The following is a 19867-nucleotide window of genomic DNA, read 5'->3' on the forward strand; positions in this document are numbered from 1 at the left end:
TTTTGTCTTTAGAAAACACCTCTAAGTATGGTAAAATAGTAGGAGAATAATGTGAGGAAAATGAATGTCAAATAGTTTTGAAATTTTGATGAATCAATTGGGGATGCCTGCTGAAATGAGACAGGCTCCTGCTTTAGCACAGGCCGATATTGAGCGAGTTGTGGTTCATAAAATTAGTAAGATATGGGAGTTTCATTTCGTATTTTCTAATATTTTACCGATAGAAATCTTTTTAGAATTAAAGAAAGGTTTGAGGGAAGAATTTTCTAAGACAGGCAATAAAGCTATTTTCGAAATCAAGGCTCTGTCTCAAGAATTTTCAAATCAACTCTTGCAGTCCTACTATAGGGAGGCTTTCTCTGAGGGACCATGTGCTAGTCAAGGTTTTAAGTCCCTTTATCAAAATTTGCAAGTTCGTGCTGAGGGCAATCAACTCTTGATTGAAGGCTCCGAGGCGATTGATAAGGAACACTTTAAGAAAAATCACCTTCCTAATTTAGCTAAACAACTTGAAAAATTTGGCTTTCCAACTTTTAATTGTCAAGTAGAGAAAAATGATGTGCTGACCCAAGAACAGGAAGAGGCCTTTCATGCTGAAAATGAGCAGATTGTTCAAGCGGCCAATGAGGAAGCGCTCCGTGCTATGGAACAACTGGAACAGATGGCACCTCCTCCAGCGGAAGAGAAGCCAGCCTTTGATTTTCAAGTCAAAAAAGCTGTAGCTAAACCAAAGCTGGATAAGGCAGAGATTACTCCTATGATCGAAGTGACGACGGAGGAGAATCGTCTGGTCTTTGAAGGGGTTGTGTTTGATATGGAGCAAAAAGTGACCAGAACAGGTCGTGTTTTAATCAATTTTAAAATGACGGACTACACTTCAAGTTTTTCGATGCAAAAGTGGGTTAAGAATGAGGAAGAGGCTCAGAAATTTGATCTAATCAAGAAAAATTCTTGGCTCCGAGTGCGTGGGAATGTGGAGATGAATAACTTCACACGCGATTTGACTATGAACGTGCAAGACGTGCAGGAAGTTATTCACTATGAGCGGAAGGATTTAATGCCAGAAGGAGAACGACGGGTTGAGTTTCATGCTCATACTAATATGTCGACCATGGATGCACTACCAGAGGTAGAAGAAATCGTTGCGACAGCTGCTAAGTGGGGACACAAGGCGGTTGCCATCACAGACCATGGAAATGTTCAGTCCTTCCCACATGGCTATAAGGCTGCTAAGAAAGCGGGAATCCAGCTGATCTATGGTATGGAAGCCAATATCGTGGAGGACCGTGTCCCTATCGTCTACAACGAAGTGGAGATGGACTTGTCGGAAGCGACCTACGTGGTCTTTGACGTGGAAACGACGGGGCTTTCAGCTATCTATAATGATTTGATTCAGGTTGCGGCCTCTAAGATGTACAAGGGGAATGTTATTGCTGAATTTGATGAATTTATCAATCCTGGACATCCCTTGTCAGCTTTTACTACTGAGTTGACTGGAATTACAGATGACCATGTCAAAAATGCCAAACCACTGGAACAAGTTTTGCAAGAATTCCAAGAATTCTGCAAGGATACGGTCTTAGTTGCCCACAATGCTACCTTTGACGTTGGATTTATGAATGCCAACTATGAGCGTCATGGTCTTCCAAGGATTAGTCAGCCAGTTATCGATACGTTAGAGTTTGCTAGAAACCTCTATCCTGAGTATAAGCGTCATGGTTTGGGACCTTTGACCAAGCGTTTTGGTGTGGCCTTAGAACATCACCACATGGCCAACTACGATGCGGAAGCTACTGGTCGTCTGCTCTTCATCTTTATCAAAGAGGTAGCAGAAAAACATGGTGTGACCGATCTAGTTAGACTTAATATTGATTTGATTAGTCCAGATTCTTATAAAAAAGCTCGGATCAAGCATGCGACTATTTATGTCAAGAATCAGGTAGGTCTAAAAAATATCTTTAAGTTGGTTTCTTTGTCCAATACCAAGTATTTTGAAGGGGTGCCACGAATTCCGAGAACAGTTTTAGATGCCCATCGGGAAGGATTGATTCTGGGGTCGGCTTGTTCAGAAGGTGAAGTTTTTGATGCGGTTGTTTCCCAAGGTGTGGATGCGGCGGTTGAGGTGGCCAAGTATTATGACTTTATCGAGGTCATGCCACCAGCTATCTATGCTCCCTTGATTGCCAAGGAGCAGGTCAAGGATATGGAAGAACTCCAGACCATTATCAAGAGTTTGATAGAGGTGGGAGACCGTCTTGGCAAGCCCGTTTTGGCTACGGGAAATGTCCACTATATCGAACCAGAAGAAGAGATTTACCGTGAAATTATCGTCCGTAGTTTGGGACAGGGGGCGATGATTAACCGAACTATTGGTCATGGCGAACATGCCCAACCCGCTCCTCTTCCAAAAGCTCATTTTAGAACGACTAATGAAATGTTGGATGAATTTGCATTCTTGGGAGAGGAATTAGCTCGCAAATTGGTTATTGAAAACACCAATGCTTTGGCAGAAATCTTTGAACCCGTTGAGGTTGTTAAGGGTGACTTGTATACGCCTTTCATTGACAAGGCTGAAGAAACGGTCGCTGAATTGACCTATAAGAAAGCTTTTGAGATTTATGGAAATCCGCTGCCAGATATTGTTGATTTGCGGATTGAAAAAGAATTGACTTCCATTCTGGGGAATGGATTTGCTGTGATTTATCTGGCCTCGCAGATGCTGGTTCAACGTTCCAATGAACGGGGTTACTTGGTTGGCTCTCGTGGGTCTGTAGGATCTAGTTTCGTTGCGACCATGATTGGGATTACGGAGGTTAATCCTCTCTCTCCTCACTATGTCTGTGGTCAGTGTCAGTACAGTGAGTTTATCACAGATGGTTCGTACGGTTCAGGATTTGATATGCCCAATAAGGATTGTCCAAACTGTGGTCACAAACTCAGTAAAAACGGACAGGATATTCCGTTTGAAACCTTCCTTGGTTTTGATGGAGACAAGGTTCCTGATATTGACTTGAACTTCTCGGGAGAGGATCAGCCTAGCGCCCACTTGGATGTGCGTGATATCTTTGGTGAGGAATATGCCTTCCGTGCGGGAACGGTTGGTACGGTAGCTGCTAAGACTGCCTATGGATTTGTAAAGGGCTACGAGAGAGACTACGGGAAGTTTTATCGTGATGCAGAGGTGGAACGCCTTGCTCAAGGTGCAGCTGGTGTCAAGCGGACAACAGGACAACACCCGGGGGGAATCGTTGTTATTCCTAACTATATGGATGTTTACGACTTTACGCCTGTCCAGTATCCAGCAGATGACGTGACGGCTGAATGGCAGACCACTCACTTTAACTTCCATGATATCGATGAGAACGTCCTCAAACTTGATGTACTGGGACATGATGATCCGACCATGATTCGAAAACTCCAGGACTTGTCTGGGATTGATCCTAATGAAATTCCTATGGATGACGAAGGCGTAATGGCCCTCTTTTCTGGGACTGATGTGCTAGGAGTGACACCTGAGCAAATCGGAACGCCTACGGGCATGCTGGGGATTCCTGAGTTTGGAACCAACTTTGTACGTGGAATGGTGGACGAGACGCACCCAACGACTTTTGCGGAGTTGCTGCAGTTGTCTGGATTGTCCCACGGTACTGATGTCTGGTTGGGAAATGCCCAGGATTTAATCAAGCAAGGAATTGCGGACCTGTCGACCGTTATCGGTTGTCGGGACGACATCATGGTTTACCTCATGCATGCGGGTCTGGAACCTAAGATGGCCTTTACCATTATGGAACGGGTACGTAAGGGCTTGTGGCTCAAAATCTCTGAAGAAGAGCGCAATGGTTATATCGAAGCTATGAAGGCCAACAATGTTCCTGAGTGGTATATCGAATCTTGTGGAAAAATCAAGTACATGTTCCCTAAAGCCCATGCGGCAGCCTACGTTATGATGGCTCTCCGTGTAGCTTACTTCAAGGTTCATCACCCTATTTATTACTACTGTGCTTACTTCTCGATCCGTGCTAAGGCTTTTGATATCAAGACCATGGGGGCGGGCTTGGATGCTATCAAGCGCAGAATGGAAGAAATCTCTGAAAAACGGAAGAACAATGAGGCCTCTAATGTGGAGATTGACCTCTATACAACTCTTGAGATTGTCAATGAAATGTGGGAACGTGGTTTCAAGTTTGGGAAGTTAGACCTCTACCGTAGTGATGCGACTGAATTCATCATTGACGGAGATACACTGATTCCACCATTCGTTGCTATGGATGGTCTGGGAGAGAACGTTGCCAAGCAATTGGTGCGAGCGCGTGAAGAGGGAGAATTCCTATCTAAAACAGAATTGCGCAAGCGTGGTGGACTCTCATCAACCTTGGTTGAAAAGATGGATGAAATGGGTATTCTTGGAAATATGCCAGAGGATAATCAGTTGAGTTTGTTTGATGAGTTGTTTTAAGGTCTTGGAGGAAAAAAGATGAAACTAAGAATTTTTGCGGAAGACAAGCCGGCTGAGAAGGTGTTTGAGTATCAATTGGAACTTGCTGACCAGACAATTCTTCTATCAACAGCACTTTTGTCGAGTGCCATTGCTTTAGCAGGATTATTTTCTGCTTTGAAAGAAAAATAGAAAAGGAAAAATAGAATGGTTTTACCAAATTTTAAAGAAAATCTAGAAAAATATGCGAAATTGTTGGTTTCGAATGGAATTAACGTGCAGCCTGGTCACACTTTGGCTCTCTCAATTGATGTGGAGCAACGCGAGTTGGCTCATTTAATCGTGAAAGAAGCTTATGCCTTGGGTGCGCATGAGGTTATCGTTCAGTGGACAGATGATGTGATTAACCGTGAGAAATTCCTACATGCTCCGATGGAGCGTCTGGACAATGTGCCAGAATACAAGATTGCTGAGATGAACTATCTCTTGGAGAACAAGGCTAGCCGTCTTGGGGTTCGTTCTTCTGACCCAGGTGCCTTGAACGGTGTGGATGCTGACAAGCTTTCAGCTTCTGCTAAAGCGATGGGACTTGCCATGAAGCCAATGCGTATCGCAACACAATCCAATAAGGTTAGCTGGACTGTAGCAGCCGCTGCTGGACTTGAGTGGGCTAAAAAAGTCTTTCCAAATGCTGCGAGCGATGAAGAAGCAGTTGATCTCCTTTGGGACCAAATCTTCAAGACTTGTCGCGTTTATGAAGCAGATCCTGTTAAGGCTTGGGAAGAGCATGCAGCCATCCTCAAGAGTAAGGCTGATATGCTTAATAAAGAACAATTTTCAGCCCTTCACTACACAGCGCCAGGAACAGATTTGACACTTGGTTTGCCGAAGAACCATGTTTGGGAATCAGCTGGTGCTATCAATGCACAGGGCGAAGGATTCTTGCCAAATATGCCGACAGAGGAAGTTTTCACAGCGCCTGACTTCCGTCGCGCAGATGGTTATGTCACTTCTACAAAACCGCTTAGCTATAACGGAAATATCATTGAAGGTATTAAGGTGACCTTTAAGGATGGACAAATCGTAGATATCACTGCTGAGAAGGGTGATCAAGTTATGAAAGATCTTGTATTTGAAAATGCGGGTGCGCGTGCCTTGGGTGAATGTGCCTTGGTACCGGATCCAAGCCCAATTTCTCAGTCAGGAATTACCTTCTTCAACACCCTCTTCGATGAGAATGCTTCAAATCACTTGGCTATTGGTGCAGCCTATGCGACTAGCGTCGTTGGTGGAGCAGAGATGAGTGAAGAAGAGCTTGAAGCTGCGGGACTTAACCTTTCAGATGTTCACGTAGACTTTATGATTGGTTCTAACCAAATGGATATCGATGGTATCCGTGAGGATGGGACACGTGTACCACTCTTCCGTAACGGAGATTGGGCAAATTAAGGAGATAATATGTTAGGAAGTATGTTCGTTGGTCTCCTAGTGGGATTTTTAGCAGGTACTCTAACCAATCGTGGAGAGCGAATGGGATGCTTTGGAAAAATGTTTCTCGGATGGATTGGTGCCTTTATAGGCCATTTGCTTTTTGGGACTTGGGGACCGATAATAGCAGGAACTGCCATTATTCCGGCAGTACTAGGTTCCATGATTGTCTTAGCGATTTTCTGGAGACGAGGAAGTTAATTTCCTAAATCTGATACTCAATGAAAATCAAAGAGCAAACTAGGAAACTAGCCGCAGGTTGCTCAAAGCACTGCTTTGAGGTTGCAGATAGAACTGACGAAGCCAGCTCAAAACACTGTTTTGAGGTTGCAGATAGAACTGACGAAGTCAGTAACCATACATACGGCAAGGCGACGTTGACGCGGTTTGAAGAGATTTTTGAAGAGTATGAAACGAAAAGGAGGTTGGTCATTGTACCAGCCTCCTTTTGAGTGTGATATAATAGTTCTATGAGATTAGATAAATTTTTAGTTGCCTGCGCTGTGGGGAGCCGGACAGAGGTCAAAAACTTGCTCAAGGCTGGGCGCGTGACGGTAAATGGTAAAAAAGAAAAGTCGGCTAAATTGCAGATTGATGAAGAAAGAGATGAGATTCGCTTTGATGGGCAAGTGTTGGAGTATGAAGAGTTTGTCTACTACATGATGAACAAGCCCCAAGGAGTTATCTCAGCGACTGAGGATCCCAAACATAGAACCGTTCTGGACTTGCTAGATGATATTGCTCGGAGCAAGGAAGTTTTCCCAGTAGGACGCTTGGATATTGACACGCATGGTCTTTTACTCTTGACCAATGATGGTCAGCTGGCTCATGCTCTTCTTTCGCCCAAGCGTCATGTGTACAAGACTTATCTGGCTCAGGTCAAGGGAATGATGACCCAAGAAGATGTGGAGACATTTGCCAAGGGAATTCCTCTTAAGGATTTTACCTGTCAGCCCGCTAAACTGGAGCTTGTGTCCATAGATACAGAAAAAAATCAAAGCCAAATCCGTGTGACCATTGCAGAAGGGAAGTTTCATCAGGTCAAGCGTATGGTGGGCTACTGTGGCAAGGAAGTAGTAGACTTGCAACGCTTGACTATGGGAACTCTAGTATTGGATGAGAACTTGCAGCGAGGAGAATGGCGTCGCTTGACCAAGGAAGAATTAGAGGTTCTCCTTGCAAGTATTGCTTAGTTTGGTTTGTTTTCGAAAAAGGTGAGGGAGAATGTCCTTGCCTTTTATGTTTTTCAGTTGCTTCCTTTGTGAAAAGAGTTATAATAGACTGTAGAATAAAAGGAGGAATCTATGAACGCGATTCAAGAATCATTTACTGATAAACTATTTGCCAATTATGAAGCAAATGTAAAATACCAAGCGATTGAAAATGCTGCCAGCCACAACGGAATTTTTGCAGCCCTAGAACGTCGCCAAAGCCATGTAGACAACACCCCTGTTTTCTCATTGGATTTGACCAAGGACAAGGTTACTAACCAGAAAGCATCTGGTCGTTGCTGGATGTTTGCAGCTCTCAACACCTTCCGCCACAAACTCATTTCACAATATAAATTGGAAAATTTTGAGTTGTCACAGGCCCACACTTTCTTCTGGGACAAGTATGAGAAATCCAACTGGTTCTTGGAGCAAGTCATTGCGACTGCAGACCAAGATTTGACGAGCCGTAAGGTTAAATTCCTACTCCAAACTCCACAACAAGATGGCGGTCAATGGGATATGGTCGTTTCTCTCTTTGAGAAATATGGTGTCGTTCCTAAGTCTGTTTATCCAGAGTCAGTTTCATCTAGCAGCAGTCGTGAGCTAAATGCCATTCTCAACAAATTGCTTCGTCAAGATGCTCAAATCTTGCGTGACTTGCTTGCTTCTGGTGCAGACCAAGCGACTGTTCAAGCTAAGAAAGAAGATCTTTTGCAAGAAATCTTTAACTTTCTTGCTATGTCTTTAGGACTTCCACCACGTAAATTTGACTTTGCTTATCGTGATAAGGATAACAACTACCAAAGCGAAAAGGGCATCACACCACAAGAGTTTTACAAGAAATATGTCAATCTTCCTCTAGAAGACTATGTTTCTGTTATCAATGCTCCAACTGCTGACAAGCCTTACGGCCAATCTTACACAGTTGAGATGTTGGGAAATGTGGTTGGCAGCCGTGCAGTTCGCTACATCAACGTACCGATGGAGCGCTTGAAAGAATTGGCGATTGCTCAAATGCAAGCAGGTGAGACTGTTTGGTTTGGTTCAGATGTCGGTCAGCTCAGCAACCGTAAAGCTGGAATCCTTGCGACAGATGTTTATGACTTTGAATCAAGCATGGATATTCAATTCACTCAAGACAAGGCTGGACGTCTGGACTATAGTGAAAGCTTAATGACCCACGCTATGGTCTTGACAGGTGTTGATTTGGACGAAAATGGGAAGTCAACCAAGTGGAAGGTTGAAAACTCATGGGGAGACAAGGTCGGTACAGATGGTTACTTTGTTGCCTCAGATGCTTGGATGGACGAGTACACTTACCAAATTGTTGTTCGTAAGGAATTACTAACAGCAGAAGAACAAGCTGCCTATGAAGCAGAACCAATCGTCCTTGCACCATGGGATCCAATGGGTGCCTTGGCTGAATAAATGAGATATAAAAAGAACGGTTCTATAATTTTTAGGGTTGATGGAAATTTTCCACCAACCCTATTTTAGTGTATACAAAAAGGCCAACATCCATTATATTAAAAGCGCTGAAACCTAAAACAAAAGGATGATGACCATATGAACAATATACTAGAAGCTACACTACAAATCAAAGATAAAAACATTATTTGGGATAATAAAGTTCAAGAGAAGATATTTAAAAAGAGAAAATCTTTATTTTATGCAGCTACTTATACGCATAAACCAGAATTTTGTACCGTTTGTGGGTGTGTTAGCCGAAATAATAATATCGTTAAAAACGGCACGAAAACATCTCGTATCACTCTCTGTTCTGTTTCAGGCCTAGCGGCCTACTTAAATCTACGCAAGCAGAGATTTCTCTGTAGAGAATGCGGCTCTTCATTTACCGCAGACACTAGTCGAATCGTAGAAAAACACTGTCATATCTCTAAACGCTTAAAAAACGAAATTAAATCAAAAATAAGTGAAACAGTATCTGAAACCTATATCGCAAAAGAAACAAATGTTTCAGTTCATACGGTAAGACGTATCATAGATGATACAACACGTTTACTAAAGATTAAACCATTACACGATTTACCTGAGCATTTGTGTTTTGATGAATTTAAATCCGTCAAATCTTCCGATAGTAATATGAGCTTCATTATTTGTGATAGCACTACACACAAGCTGGTCGATGTTGTACGAGATAGAAAATCTTACAGCTTGAAAAAGTATTTTCATCGTTTTGAGCCTAAGACTAGATTAAAGGTAAAAACTATCTCCATCGACATGTACTTACCGTACATTCAATTAATAAAAGAAATGTTTCCTAACGCTAAAATTATCATTGATCCTTTTCATATCGTACAAGCCTTAAATAGAGAATTAAATCGAACTCGGGTACGTGTCATGAATAAGCATCGCTATAAAGACTCTAAATTATATCGAAAGTTAAAACATTATTGGAAGTTAATTTTAAAGAACTCTAATGAACTTCAGAACTATAAATATAATCGTTATAAGCTTTTTGAAAGCTTCATAACAAGTAAAGGAATCGTAGATTATATCTTAGAAAAAAATCCATCTCTTAAAAATGATTATGAGGTTGTACATTCACTTCGTGAATGTATACAGGATAGAGATTATATAGAATTCAAGGAAACGATTGAAGCAGCTACGCAATTAGACCTATCTCCTGGTTTAAAAAGAGTATTAAAGACTCTTATGACTTACTTGCCATATATTCAAAATACTTGTGAGTATCCAACTAGAACAAATGGCCCTATTGAAGGAATAAACAATAAAATAAAAGTGCTTAAAAGAAATGCCTACGGCTTTAGAAACTATTACCATTTTAGAAATAGGATTATTTTAATAACAAAAATGTTTGGCCCAAAACAAAAAGGAATTAAGCAACAATTAGTTGCTTAATCCCTTCCTAAATTTCTTCATCAACACTATTTGACAAAGAGCCCTTTTTTAGTGCTCAAAATAGCACTCAATTTTAAATGGATTTGGTGTTCAAAAAATATAATCAAATGCAACAAACTAATTTCATTTTTAATAGGCACAATTAATTTTAGAAGATAGTACGAAAAAATATTGACTATTTTCTTTAGAATGTGTAAAATTTAGATAGATTATTTAAAGTGAGGTTTTTTTATCTTGTCTATATTAAAGAAGAAAGTTAATATGTTTAGTGTACTATTGAATGTGGTATTAATAGCTATTATAGCTATTGGAGTGCTATTTTTCTTACCTAAGGAACATAAATCAGAAGTCAAATCGTCAATTAATATCGAAAGTATTGAAAAAGTGAATGAAGTTGTATTTTTGAATGCGGGAATTAATGAAATTATTTCTGAAACAAAAACAACTCAAGTTTTTGGGTTTGATGTGCCGTTCTCTAAAAAAGCAGCATTAGTAATTTTAAATTATAAAGCTAAATTTGGAATTAAAAGTAGTGTAAAGGTTGAACAAATAAGCGAAAAAGAATATAAGGTTATTGTTCCAAAATTGGAAGTAATTGGTGTTGAACTTTCAAAAGATAATCCTTATGATTTATATGATAGTCATGGAGAGTTATTAAGTGGAACTACAGAAGATATTGATACTGGGAAATTGGTCGCTAACCAACTTTCTAGTGATAAACAAGCAGAGTATTTAGATAAATTTAAGAGTGAAATTAAAGAATCTGCAATCAATTATTATAAAACAATATTTTCTTCAATGGATTCTGAAGTAAAAGTAACTATAGAATTTACAGAATAATTTTTGAAATACAAAACCCTGGCCATCTCTGGTCAGGGTTTTGTGTGGTTCTATAATTTTTAGGGTTGATGGAAATTTTCCACCAACCCTATTTTAGTGTATACAAAAAGGCCAACATCCATTATATTAAAAGCGCTGAAACCTAAAACAAAAGAATGATGACCATATGAACAATATACTAGAAGCTACACTACAAATCAAAGATGCACACAATGAAGGTGTTACATTCCATTTCTTAGAGAATATTAAAGAAGTATTGCGTGATGAGAGTGGGAAAGTAACTGGTGTAAAGGTTATTACAATGGAACTTGGTGAATCAGATGAAAGTGGAAGAAGATCAACGCATGAAGTGGCAGGTAGTGAACATATTATTCCATGTGACCTTGTCGTTGCAGCAATTGAACAAAAGTAGACTTTAGTGTTCTAGATGAAAGGTAAAAATTTGACTTTCGGTCAACATCAGAATACAATAGAAATGAACTAATAACAGGGGATGCATATTTAGGTCCTCAATCTATCGCAACCGCAATTAAAGGCGGGTGAGAAGTTGCGACAGAAGTACATGAATCGTTTAAAGAAAACACATAAATAACTTGTGGTGCCTTTCGTTTTTTTACTGGGAAAATTAAGGAACTATAGTTATAAATCCTTAAATATATTAATATATTAACATGCTTATATTTATGGGAAGAAGGTTATGTCATCTATAGTTGTACTTCTGACGATAAGGTTGTTCGTGTACCAAAGGAAATTAAAGGTAAACCTGTTATCGCAATTGGAGAACGTGGTCTTGCGAACTTGAAACATTGTGAGGCAATCGTTTTACCAGATACAGTACGATATATTGGAAAAGGTGCGTTTACGATTGACAATAAGTTAAAGTATGTCCACTTTGGTAAGTCAATAGAAACAGTAGAAGATGATGTTTTCAACTCTGATAGTTCATTAGAATCAGTTGTATTCCCAGAAGGAACAAAGAGTATTGGAACATTAGTATTTTGGGGGACATCATCAATTAAATCTATTACAATTCCAGCAAGTGTAACAGAAATTACAGAATACTTCTATTTTGTGGATAACTGTAACCCAGATGTAGAAATCCATACACCTAAGGGATCAAAGGCAGAAGAAGTAGCTAAAGCAATGCAACTTAAAGTAGTAAATGACTAAAGGGGAATAGTATGAACAAAAAATTACTATCAGGCTTAGGGACTGACCCCAAAAAGTGAGAATTTAATAAAAACACCCTAGGGCTACCGTCTTCGGTATTCAACCGGAGACAGGTAGTCCAATTTTTGTTGGATTCTTTTTTCATTAGGTTCTTCATCAACACTATTTGACAAAGAGCCAAAAGAATCAGGTGATAAACCTGATTCTTTTTTTGTTTGTACATTCTCACCAAGATTACATGATGTGAAGAACATGTGCCACAATACCCACTGCGAAGAGTGCAAGGATAATAGTGATTGGAGATACTTTTTTCTTAAGCAAGTACATGCAAAGGAGAGTAAGGAGTAGTCCTGATAGTCCAGGGATCAACATATCCAAGTTTTGTTGGAAAGTAGTAACTTTTTCAGGTGTTTGAGACAATCCTTGTCCTACTTGTGCGAATGCTTCTTGGATACCTTTAGATCCTTCTGGCAATTTATCCCAATGGATATAAGCCTTTTCATCTAGTTGAACTTTGGCAACATCGAAAGCAAATTTAATATTTACCCAACGTTGAACAAGGACAGCAAGAATGAACATACCAAGGATAGAAGCACCTTTAGTGATGTCTTGGAGGATACCGCCAGACATATCTTTAGTGATTTCTGATCCAGCCTTGTATCCAATCTCTTGTGTATACCACAAGAATGACATACGAATCAAGTTCCAAAGAACGAAGAAGAGGATTGGACCTAAGATATTACCAGTAAGGGCAAGTGAAGCACCGAGTGATCCAAGGATTGGGCGTACTGTAAACCAGAATACTGGGTCACCGATACCAGCAAGAGGTCCCATCATACCGATTTTAACCCCTTGGATAGCAGCATCATCAATTTCAACACCGTTAGCACGTTCTTCTTCAAGTGCAAGAGTAACCCCCATGATTGGAGCGGCTACGTATGGGTGAGTGTTGAAGAACTCAAGATGGCGTTCAAGAGCAGCGATTTGATCTTCTTTTTTAGTGTAGAGTTTTTTAAGAGCTGGAATTAATGAGTAAGCCCAACCCAAGTTTTGCATACGTTCATAGTTCCAAGAGCCTTGTAAGAAAGTTGAACGCCACCAAACTTTTTTACGATCTGATTTAGTTAATTGAAGTTTTTCAGTCATGATGTTTTCAGTCCTTTCTTATCTTAGTAGTCTTCTAGGATATCGCCGATTGGGTCGTTAGAAGTTGCGGCTCCTCCGCCACCGTTTCCACCAGTTTTAGAAAGGTGAAGGTAGATAAGAGCGATAGCAACACCGATAGCACCAAATCCGATTAGAGTAATATCTGACACGGCAGCAAGCACGAAACCGATAGCGAAGAATGGCCATACTTCACGAGTTGCCATCATGTTGATAACCATAGCGTAACCAACGGCAACGACCATACCACCACCGATAGCCATACCATCTTTGAGCCAATCAGGCATAGCATTTAGAATGCTTTGTACGGTTTCAGTTGGTACCATTAGAAGGAGTGCTGCAGGGACTGCAATACGAAGACCTTGAAGAAGAAGTGCGACAAAGTGAGCACGTTCAACTGCTTTGAAGTCACCTTTTTTAGCAGAAGCATCAGCAGTGTGAACCAATCCGACAGAGAGTGTACGGACAATCATAGTCAAGAATAGACCAGCAACTGCAAGAGGGATAGCAACCGCTTGGGCAACACCGATACCTGTCTTAGTAAAGTCGCCACCAAGAACCATGATAATGGCAGCAGCAACAGAAGCAAGAGCAGCGTCAGGAGCTACGGCAGCTCCGATGTTAGCCCAACCAAGGGCGATCATTTGAAGAGAACCACCAAGGATAATACCTGCTTCAAGGTTACCAGTAACAAGACCGATAAGGGTACAAGCTACGATTGGTTGATGGAATTGGAACTGGTCGAGGATACCTTCAAGACCTGCTAGGAAGGCTACAACGACTACTAAAACCATAGAAATAATAGACATCTTTAAAATCCTTTCATAAAATCGATTATTGCACGTTTGCTTTGTTGATCAAGTCAAACAAATCTTTTTTCGTGTCGTTTGGTACTTTACGTACATCAAATTCAACACCAAGGTCACGCATTTTTTCAAATGTAGCAACGTCTTCTTTATCCATAGACAAAACGTTGTTAACCATTGTTTTACCAGTTGAGTGAGCCATTGATCCAACATTAAGAGTTTTGATTGGTACGCCACCTTCGATAGCACGAAGGGCATCTTGAGGTGTTTCAAACAAGATAAGGGCATGTGTTTCTCCGAAGCGAGGATCTTTTGCAACGTCGATTAGTTTTTGGATAGGAACAACGTTTGCTTTCACTTTACCTGGAGCTGCTTGTTTAATCAATTCTTTACGAAGATCGTCGTTGGCAACGTTATCTGAAGCAACGATAATACGGTCTGCTTTTGAATCTGGAGTCCAAGCAGTTGCAACCTGACCGTGAAGGAGACGTGTGTCAAGACGAGCAAGATTGATTTTCAATTTACCATCCCCGATAACAGTTCCTTCTGGGATAGCAGCTTGGGCAACTGGAGCAGCTGCAGCACTTGCAACTTCTTCAGCTGGATTGAGCTCTTCTGGAAGAGCTTTGATGCCATCTTTGGCTTCTTTAATAATATTAGCAGCGACTTTTTCTACACCTGCAGCAGCGTCCATCAGGCGCTCTGTGTAGGCTTGAATTAACATCGGTAAGTTAAGTCCTGTGATGATGGCAAACTTACGCTCAGGATTTTCTCCCATCACGCGACTAGCTTGGTTAAATGGAGATCCACTCCAAAGGTCAGCCAAAACTAGAACCTCATCTTCTGCGTCAAATGCAGCAACAGCGTTATTAAACTTAGCGTATAGATCATCAGGACCTTCGTTTGGCATAAAGGTTACAACTTGAACCTTTTCTTGTTCACCAAAGATCATAGATCCTGACTGATGAATACCCGCAGCAAATTCGCCGTGGCTCGCAATAATGATTCCGATACTCATTATTGTCATTCCTCCTTTTTTGTTTTAGTTTTCGTTTAAGAAAACTTTAAGACTGTTTAAGTATAAACCGTTTTCATCTAAAAATCAACTATTTATCATAAAATAATTAAAAAGATTACATCTGAAAATATTGATATATTGAGTTTTAGAGAAGTTTTTTTGAATCCTTATTAAAAAATTTAATATAAAAAAGTTGGAAGCGCATTCCAACTTTTAAAATAGGTTTTTATTAGATTAGTGGGTGAAGTCAAGTACCATACGTCCTTGGATTTGACCTTTTTCCATTTCGTCAAAAATGGCTACGGCATCTTCGACTGGGCGTTTTTGGACAACTGGAACTACTAAACCTTCTGCACCGAATTGGAAGGCTTCTTCCAAGTCTTTACGAGTTCCAACAAGAGAACCGATGACTTGGATTCCATCTAGAACGGTTTTCACGATGCTGAGTTCCATCATTTCAGAAGGGAGACCAACAGCGACTACGCGACCACCAGCACGAACTGAGTCAACAGCCTGGTTGAAGGCAACTTTAGATACAGCAGTTACGACAGCTGAATGAGCTCCACCATCAGTTTTTTCCTTGATGAGTCCAGGTACATCTTCAACTTCGAGGCCGTTAATAACAATGTCAGCACCTACTTCTTTTGCAAGGGCAAGTTTGTCGTTATTGATATCAACGGCGATGACATGAGCATTGAATACTTTTTTAGCATATTGAACAGCCAGGTTACCAAGTCCACCAGCACCGTAAAGAACAACCCATTGACCTGGTTCAACTTTTGCTTCTTTTATAGCTTTATAGGTTGTTACACCAGCACATGTGATAGAAGAGGCTTGGGCTGGATCAAGTCCGTCAGGAACTTTAACAGCATAGTCTGCAGTTACAATACATTGTTCAGCCATACCACCATCTACCGAGTAGCCAGCATTTTTCACTGTACGGCAAAGGGTTTCGCGACCAGTTGTACAGTATTCGCAAGTGCCACATCCTTCAAAGAACCAAGCAACGCTGACACGGTCGCCAACTTTAAGACTCTTAACATCTGGTGCAATCTCTTTAACGATACCAACACCTTCGTGTCCAAGAACACGTCCTGGTACCTGACCGAAGTCGCCATGAGCAACGTGAAGGTCAGTGTGGCAAACACCACAGTATTCAATTTCTACAAGTGCTTCCCCAGTTTCAAGTGGACGGAGTACTTTTTCTTCAATAGCAACACCAGTGCTTTCTGGATTTACAACAACAGCTTTCATAGCTATCCTCCTTGATATTGACCGAGAACAGGGACAACGGGACTGGATTGATTTTGTGTCAACAGAGTCGAGTGTGACGAGCTCTCTTGTATTTATATGTGAAGTATATCACAAAAGAAAGCCTTTTCCAAGGTTTTGGAGGCAAAAAATAGAACAATCGATTAACTGGTTGATGAGACTGTGAAAAGAACACAAAGACCAGCCCGCAAGCTGGTCATACTCTTCGAAAATCAAATTCAAACCACGTCAGCTTCGCCTTGCCGTACTCAAGTACTGCCTACGGCTAGCTTCCTAGTTTGCTCTTTGATTTTCATTGAGTATCAGTATGGACTATAAGAATAAGTCTTGCAGGGTTTTGGCAACCCCGTCTTGGTCATTTGTCAAGGAAATTTGCTCATCTGCATAGGGGAGTAGCTCTGGGTTGGCATTTTTCATTGCATAACCTTTCCCAGCAAAAGCTAGCATTTCGGTATCATTGTGTTCATCTCCAAAGGCAATCAAATCCTTTTTATCGCGGTTCATTACCTTGAGCAAGTAGTCCAAAGCAAAGGCCTTATTAACTCCTTTTGGTGTACACTCAAGGATATTGAGCGGACCTCCCCAGGTATTAATAGAAAGTTGATGCTGGTAGAAGGTGTTCATTTCTTTTGCCAAGGCATATTTGTCACTGGCTCTAGTCTGCAACAGAATGCAGTTAGGATTCTTGGTTACCAACTCTGGCTGAAATTGATCTTCAGGATGGAAAGATTCTACACCAAATAGTTTGGGATTGGCAATTTCTTCATTAGGATTTGTAATGTAGAATTTTTTACGATATTCTCCAGCGATAAAATCGGCTTGAATGTCCTCTGAACGTTGAACCATGTCTAAAAGATATTTTTTGTCTACCGTCAAACACTTTTCAAAATCCCAAACTTGGTCTGGTAAATGAGTAAGGGAGCCGTTGAAATTAATCATAGGAGTGTCTAAGCCTAGTTCACGGTAAAAATCTTTTGACATTCGGTAAGGGCGCCCTGTCGTAATAATAACTTGATGGCCTTTTTCAGCAACTTTTTTGATGGTTTTTTTGGTAAAGTCAGAAATTTGACTGTCTGAGTTGAGCAGGGTTCCATCCAGGTCAACTGCAATAATTTTTTTCGTCATAGGAACCTTTCTAGTGTATTTTCAGATAAGATGTCTACTATTATAACAGAAAGCAGGCAGAAAAGCAGATTCGAAACCAAAAAAGAAATTTCATCAAATTCTTAAATAAATCAAACAAAGATATTGAAAAAGTGAATGATAAATGATATAATTCTATTATTGTTCGTAAAAATTAAAAGGAGATTAATAATGGACAAATTATTTAAACTAAAAGAGAACGGTACAGACGTTCGTACAGAGGTTCTCGCTGGTTTAACAACTTTCTTTGCAATGAGTTATATTCTCTTTGTAAACCCACAAATTCTTTCGCAAACAGGAATGCCTGCTCAGGGTGTATTCCTCGCAACGATTATCGGTGCAGTTGCTGGTACCCTGATGATGGCCTTCTACGCCAACTTGCCATATGCTCAAGCGCCAGGTATGGGACTCAATGCCTTCTTTACCTTTACAGTCGTATTTGGACTCGGTTATTCATGGCAAGAAGCCTTGGCTATGGTCTTCATCTGTGGGGTTATCTCATTGATTATTACCTTGACAAATGTTCGTAAAATGATCATTGAATCGATTCCAAACGCCCTTCGCTCAGCTATTTCAGCTGGTATCGGTGTCTTTCTTGCCTACGTGGGAATTAAGAATGCTGGACTTTTGAAATTCTCTATCGATCCAGGGAACTACACGGTTGCAGGAGAAGGGGCTGATAAGGCTCAAGCAGCGATTACAGCAAATGCTTCAGCAGTTCCGGGATTGGTCAGCTTTAATAATCCAGCTGTTTTGGTGGCTCTTGCAGGACTTGCCATTACGATCTTCTTTGTTATTAAAGGAATTAAAGGAGGAATTATCCTCTCTATCTTGACAACAACTGTTCTTGCTATTGCAGTTGGTTTGGTAGATTTGTCTAGTATCGATTTTGCTAATAACCACGTTGGTGCAGCCTTTGAAGACTTGAAGACAGTCTTTGGTGCAGCTCTTGGTTCAGAAGGTTTGGGAGCTTTGATTTCAGATACAGCTCGCTTGCCTGAAACTCTGATGGCCATTCTTGCCTTCTCATTGACAGATATTTTTGACACAATTGGTACCTTGATTGGTACGGGTGAAAAAGTTGGTATCGTAGCAACAAATGGTGAAAATCATCAATCAGCTAAGTTGGACAAGGCTCTTTATTCAGACTTGATTGGTACTTCAATTGGTGCTATCGCTGGTACTTCAAACGTAACGACTTATGTTGAGTCTGCTGCTGGTATTGGTGCAGGTGGACGTACTGGTTTGACAGCCTTGGTTGTAGCTATCTGTTTTGCGATCTCAAGCTTCTTTAGTCCACTTCTAGCGATTGTACCAACAGCCGCTACAGCTCCAATCTTGATTATCGTTGGGATTATGATGTTGGCTAGCTTGAAAAATATCCATTGGGACGATATGTCTGAAGCGGTTCCTGCTTTCTTCACATCTATCTTTATGGGATTCAGCTACTCTATCACTCAAGGGATTGCAGTTGGTTTCTTGACTTACACTTTGACTAAGCTTGTCAAAGGTCAAGCTAAAGATGTTCATGTAATGATTTGGATTTTGGATGCCTTGTTTATCCTTAACTACATCAGCATGGCCTTATAATAGGATAACCCAGGGGGAATTTCCCCCTTTTTTAATACAAAGGAGATAGGTGATGAAAGAGAAAAGTATCTGGAAAGAATTATTGAATCGTGCAGGTTGGCTGTTAATCTTTCTGCTAGCGACAATTTTATATCAGATTCCTATAGGGGTTACTGCTATTTTAACCTTAAGAGAAGTACCGCTATTACAGTCAGGACTGATAGTTGCTGGTATTTCGATTGTGGTTCTGGTGCTATTTATTATTGGAGCTCGTAAAACGCAATTAGCAAGTTTTAATTTTTCTTTTTTTAGAGCTAAGGATTTGGCACGCTTGGGCTTAAGTTATCTAGTCATTATCGGATCAAATATACTTGGTTCTATCTTGTTGCAACTGTCAAATGAGACGACAACAGCTAACCAGTCTCAGATTAATGCTATGGTTCAGAATAGTTCTTTGATTTCCAGTTTCTTCTTACTGGCCTTGCTTGCTCCGATTTGTGAGGAAATCTTGTGTCGTGGGATTATTCCTAAAAAGATTTTCCGAGGAAAAGAGAACTTGGGATTTGTAGTCGGTACGATTGTGTTTGCTTTATTGCATCAACCAAGTAATTTACCTTCTTTATTGATTTATGGAGGTATGTCGATCGTTCTATCTTGGACGGCTTACAAGACCCAACGTTTGGAAATGTCTATCTTACTTCACATGATTGTGAATGGGGTTGCTTTCTGTTTGTTGGCTCTCGTGGTGATTTTGAGTCGGACATTAGGGATCTCTGTTTAAGATTTTTGACAATTGCTTACTTGTTTCTACTGGGAAAAAGATGAATGCAATCGTGTCCATCTTTTTCTTTTTATGGTAAAATAGAGA

Annotated in this window: 18 protein-coding genes; 13 read left to right on the forward strand and 5 right to left on the reverse strand. The window is 40.5% G+C overall.

Going from position 1 to position 19867, the window contains the following annotated elements:
- The first annotated feature begins 64 nt into the window (after positions 1-64).
- The 11 genes from QMQ21_RS09775 to QMQ21_RS09825 all read left to right on the forward strand — a co-directional run bounded on the left by QMQ21_RS09775 (position 65) and on the right by QMQ21_RS09825 (position 12027).
- Entirely contained in the window at positions 65-4456 is a 4392-nt protein-coding gene (locus tag QMQ21_RS09775) for a PolC-type DNA polymerase III (protein ID WP_261023454.1), read from the forward strand.
- Between the two features lie 18 nt (positions 4457-4474).
- On the forward strand, positions 4475-4627 hold the full coding sequence (locus QMQ21_RS09780; RefSeq protein WP_033687279.1) for a hypothetical protein: 153 nt from the start codon (positions 4475-4477) through the stop codon (positions 4625-4627).
- A gap of 15 nt (positions 4628-4642) precedes the next feature.
- Complete coding sequence (locus QMQ21_RS09785; RefSeq protein WP_261814357.1) at positions 4643-5884, forward strand: aminopeptidase; 1242 nt, start codon at positions 4643-4645, stop codon at positions 5882-5884.
- 9 nt (positions 5885-5893) lie between these two features.
- On the forward strand, positions 5894-6124 hold the full coding sequence (locus QMQ21_RS09790) for a GlsB/YeaQ/YmgE family stress response membrane protein (RefSeq protein ID WP_000901572.1): 231 nt from the start codon (positions 5894-5896) through the stop codon (positions 6122-6124).
- A gap of 20 nt (positions 6125-6144) precedes the next feature.
- Entirely contained in the window at positions 6145-6375 is a 231-nt protein-coding gene (locus tag QMQ21_RS09795; protein WP_023947019.1) for a hypothetical protein, read from the forward strand.
- A gap of 18 nt (positions 6376-6393) precedes the next feature.
- Positions 6394-7116: a pseudouridine synthase gene (locus QMQ21_RS09800; RefSeq protein WP_023947021.1), complete on the forward strand. Its 723-nt coding sequence runs from the start codon at positions 6394-6396 to the stop codon at positions 7114-7116.
- A gap of 111 nt (positions 7117-7227) precedes the next feature.
- A complete protein-coding gene (pepC, locus tag QMQ21_RS09805; protein ID WP_261814358.1) occupies positions 7228-8562 on the forward strand; it encodes an aminopeptidase C in 1335 nt (444 codons plus the stop codon).
- A gap of 138 nt (positions 8563-8700) precedes the next feature.
- Entirely contained in the window at positions 8701-10017 is a 1317-nt protein-coding gene (locus QMQ21_RS09810) for an ISL3 family transposase (RefSeq protein WP_001059646.1), read from the forward strand.
- Positions 10018-10278: 261 nt separating this feature from the next.
- Positions 10279-10857, forward strand: a complete 579-nt coding sequence (locus QMQ21_RS09815) for a DUF4230 domain-containing protein (protein ID WP_000493216.1) — start codon at positions 10279-10281, stop codon at positions 10855-10857.
- A gap of 166 nt (positions 10858-11023) precedes the next feature.
- A complete protein-coding gene (locus tag QMQ21_RS09820) occupies positions 11024-11269 on the forward strand; it encodes a hypothetical protein (RefSeq protein WP_004238875.1) in 246 nt (81 codons plus the stop codon).
- A 362-nt stretch (positions 11270-11631) separates the two neighbouring features.
- Positions 11632-12027 (forward strand): leucine-rich repeat domain-containing protein, encoded by a 396-nt coding sequence (locus tag QMQ21_RS09825; protein ID WP_075230488.1) that lies wholly within the window; start codon positions 11632-11634, stop codon positions 12025-12027.
- A gap of 234 nt (positions 12028-12261) precedes the next feature.
- Here the strand turns inward: QMQ21_RS09825 and QMQ21_RS09830 are convergent, their stop codons facing one another.
- The 5 genes from QMQ21_RS09830 to QMQ21_RS09850 form a co-directional block, all read right to left on the reverse strand.
- Positions 12262-13173 (reverse strand): PTS system mannose/fructose/sorbose family transporter subunit IID, encoded by a 912-nt coding sequence (locus QMQ21_RS09830; RefSeq protein WP_000136864.1) that lies wholly within the window; start codon positions 13171-13173, stop codon positions 12262-12264.
- A 23-nt stretch (positions 13174-13196) separates the two neighbouring features.
- Positions 13197-14000, reverse strand: a complete 804-nt coding sequence (locus QMQ21_RS09835) for a PTS mannose/fructose/sorbose transporter subunit IIC (protein WP_000022716.1) — start codon at positions 13998-14000, stop codon at positions 13197-13199.
- Positions 14001-14025: 25 nt separating this feature from the next.
- Positions 14026-15015 carry a PTS sugar transporter subunit IIB gene (locus QMQ21_RS09840; protein ID WP_261814359.1) on the reverse strand — a complete coding sequence of 330 codons (990 nt, stop codon included), beginning with the start codon at positions 15013-15015 and terminating at the stop codon, positions 14026-14028.
- Between the two features lie 234 nt (positions 15016-15249).
- Entirely contained in the window at positions 15250-16269 is a 1020-nt protein-coding gene (adhP, locus tag QMQ21_RS09845) for an alcohol dehydrogenase AdhP (RefSeq protein ID WP_000649145.1), read from the reverse strand.
- A gap of 330 nt (positions 16270-16599) precedes the next feature.
- Positions 16600-17412 carry a Cof-type HAD-IIB family hydrolase gene (locus tag QMQ21_RS09850; RefSeq protein ID WP_084862023.1) on the reverse strand — a complete coding sequence of 271 codons (813 nt, stop codon included), beginning with the start codon at positions 17410-17412 and terminating at the stop codon, positions 16600-16602.
- Positions 17413-17601: 189 nt separating this feature from the next.
- Here QMQ21_RS09850 and QMQ21_RS09855 point away from each other — a divergent pair, with 189 nt between their 5' ends.
- A complete protein-coding gene (locus tag QMQ21_RS09855) occupies positions 17602-19020 on the forward strand; it encodes an NCS2 family permease (RefSeq protein WP_020900857.1) in 1419 nt (472 codons plus the stop codon).
- Positions 19021-19072: 52 nt separating this feature from the next.
- Positions 19073-19780 carry a CPBP family intramembrane glutamic endopeptidase gene (locus tag QMQ21_RS09860; protein WP_261814360.1) on the forward strand — a complete coding sequence of 236 codons (708 nt, stop codon included), beginning with the start codon at positions 19073-19075 and terminating at the stop codon, positions 19778-19780.
- Positions 19781-19867: the final 87 nt, after the last annotated feature.

The sequence above is a fragment of the Streptococcus bouchesdurhonensis genome, from assembly GCF_948472335.1.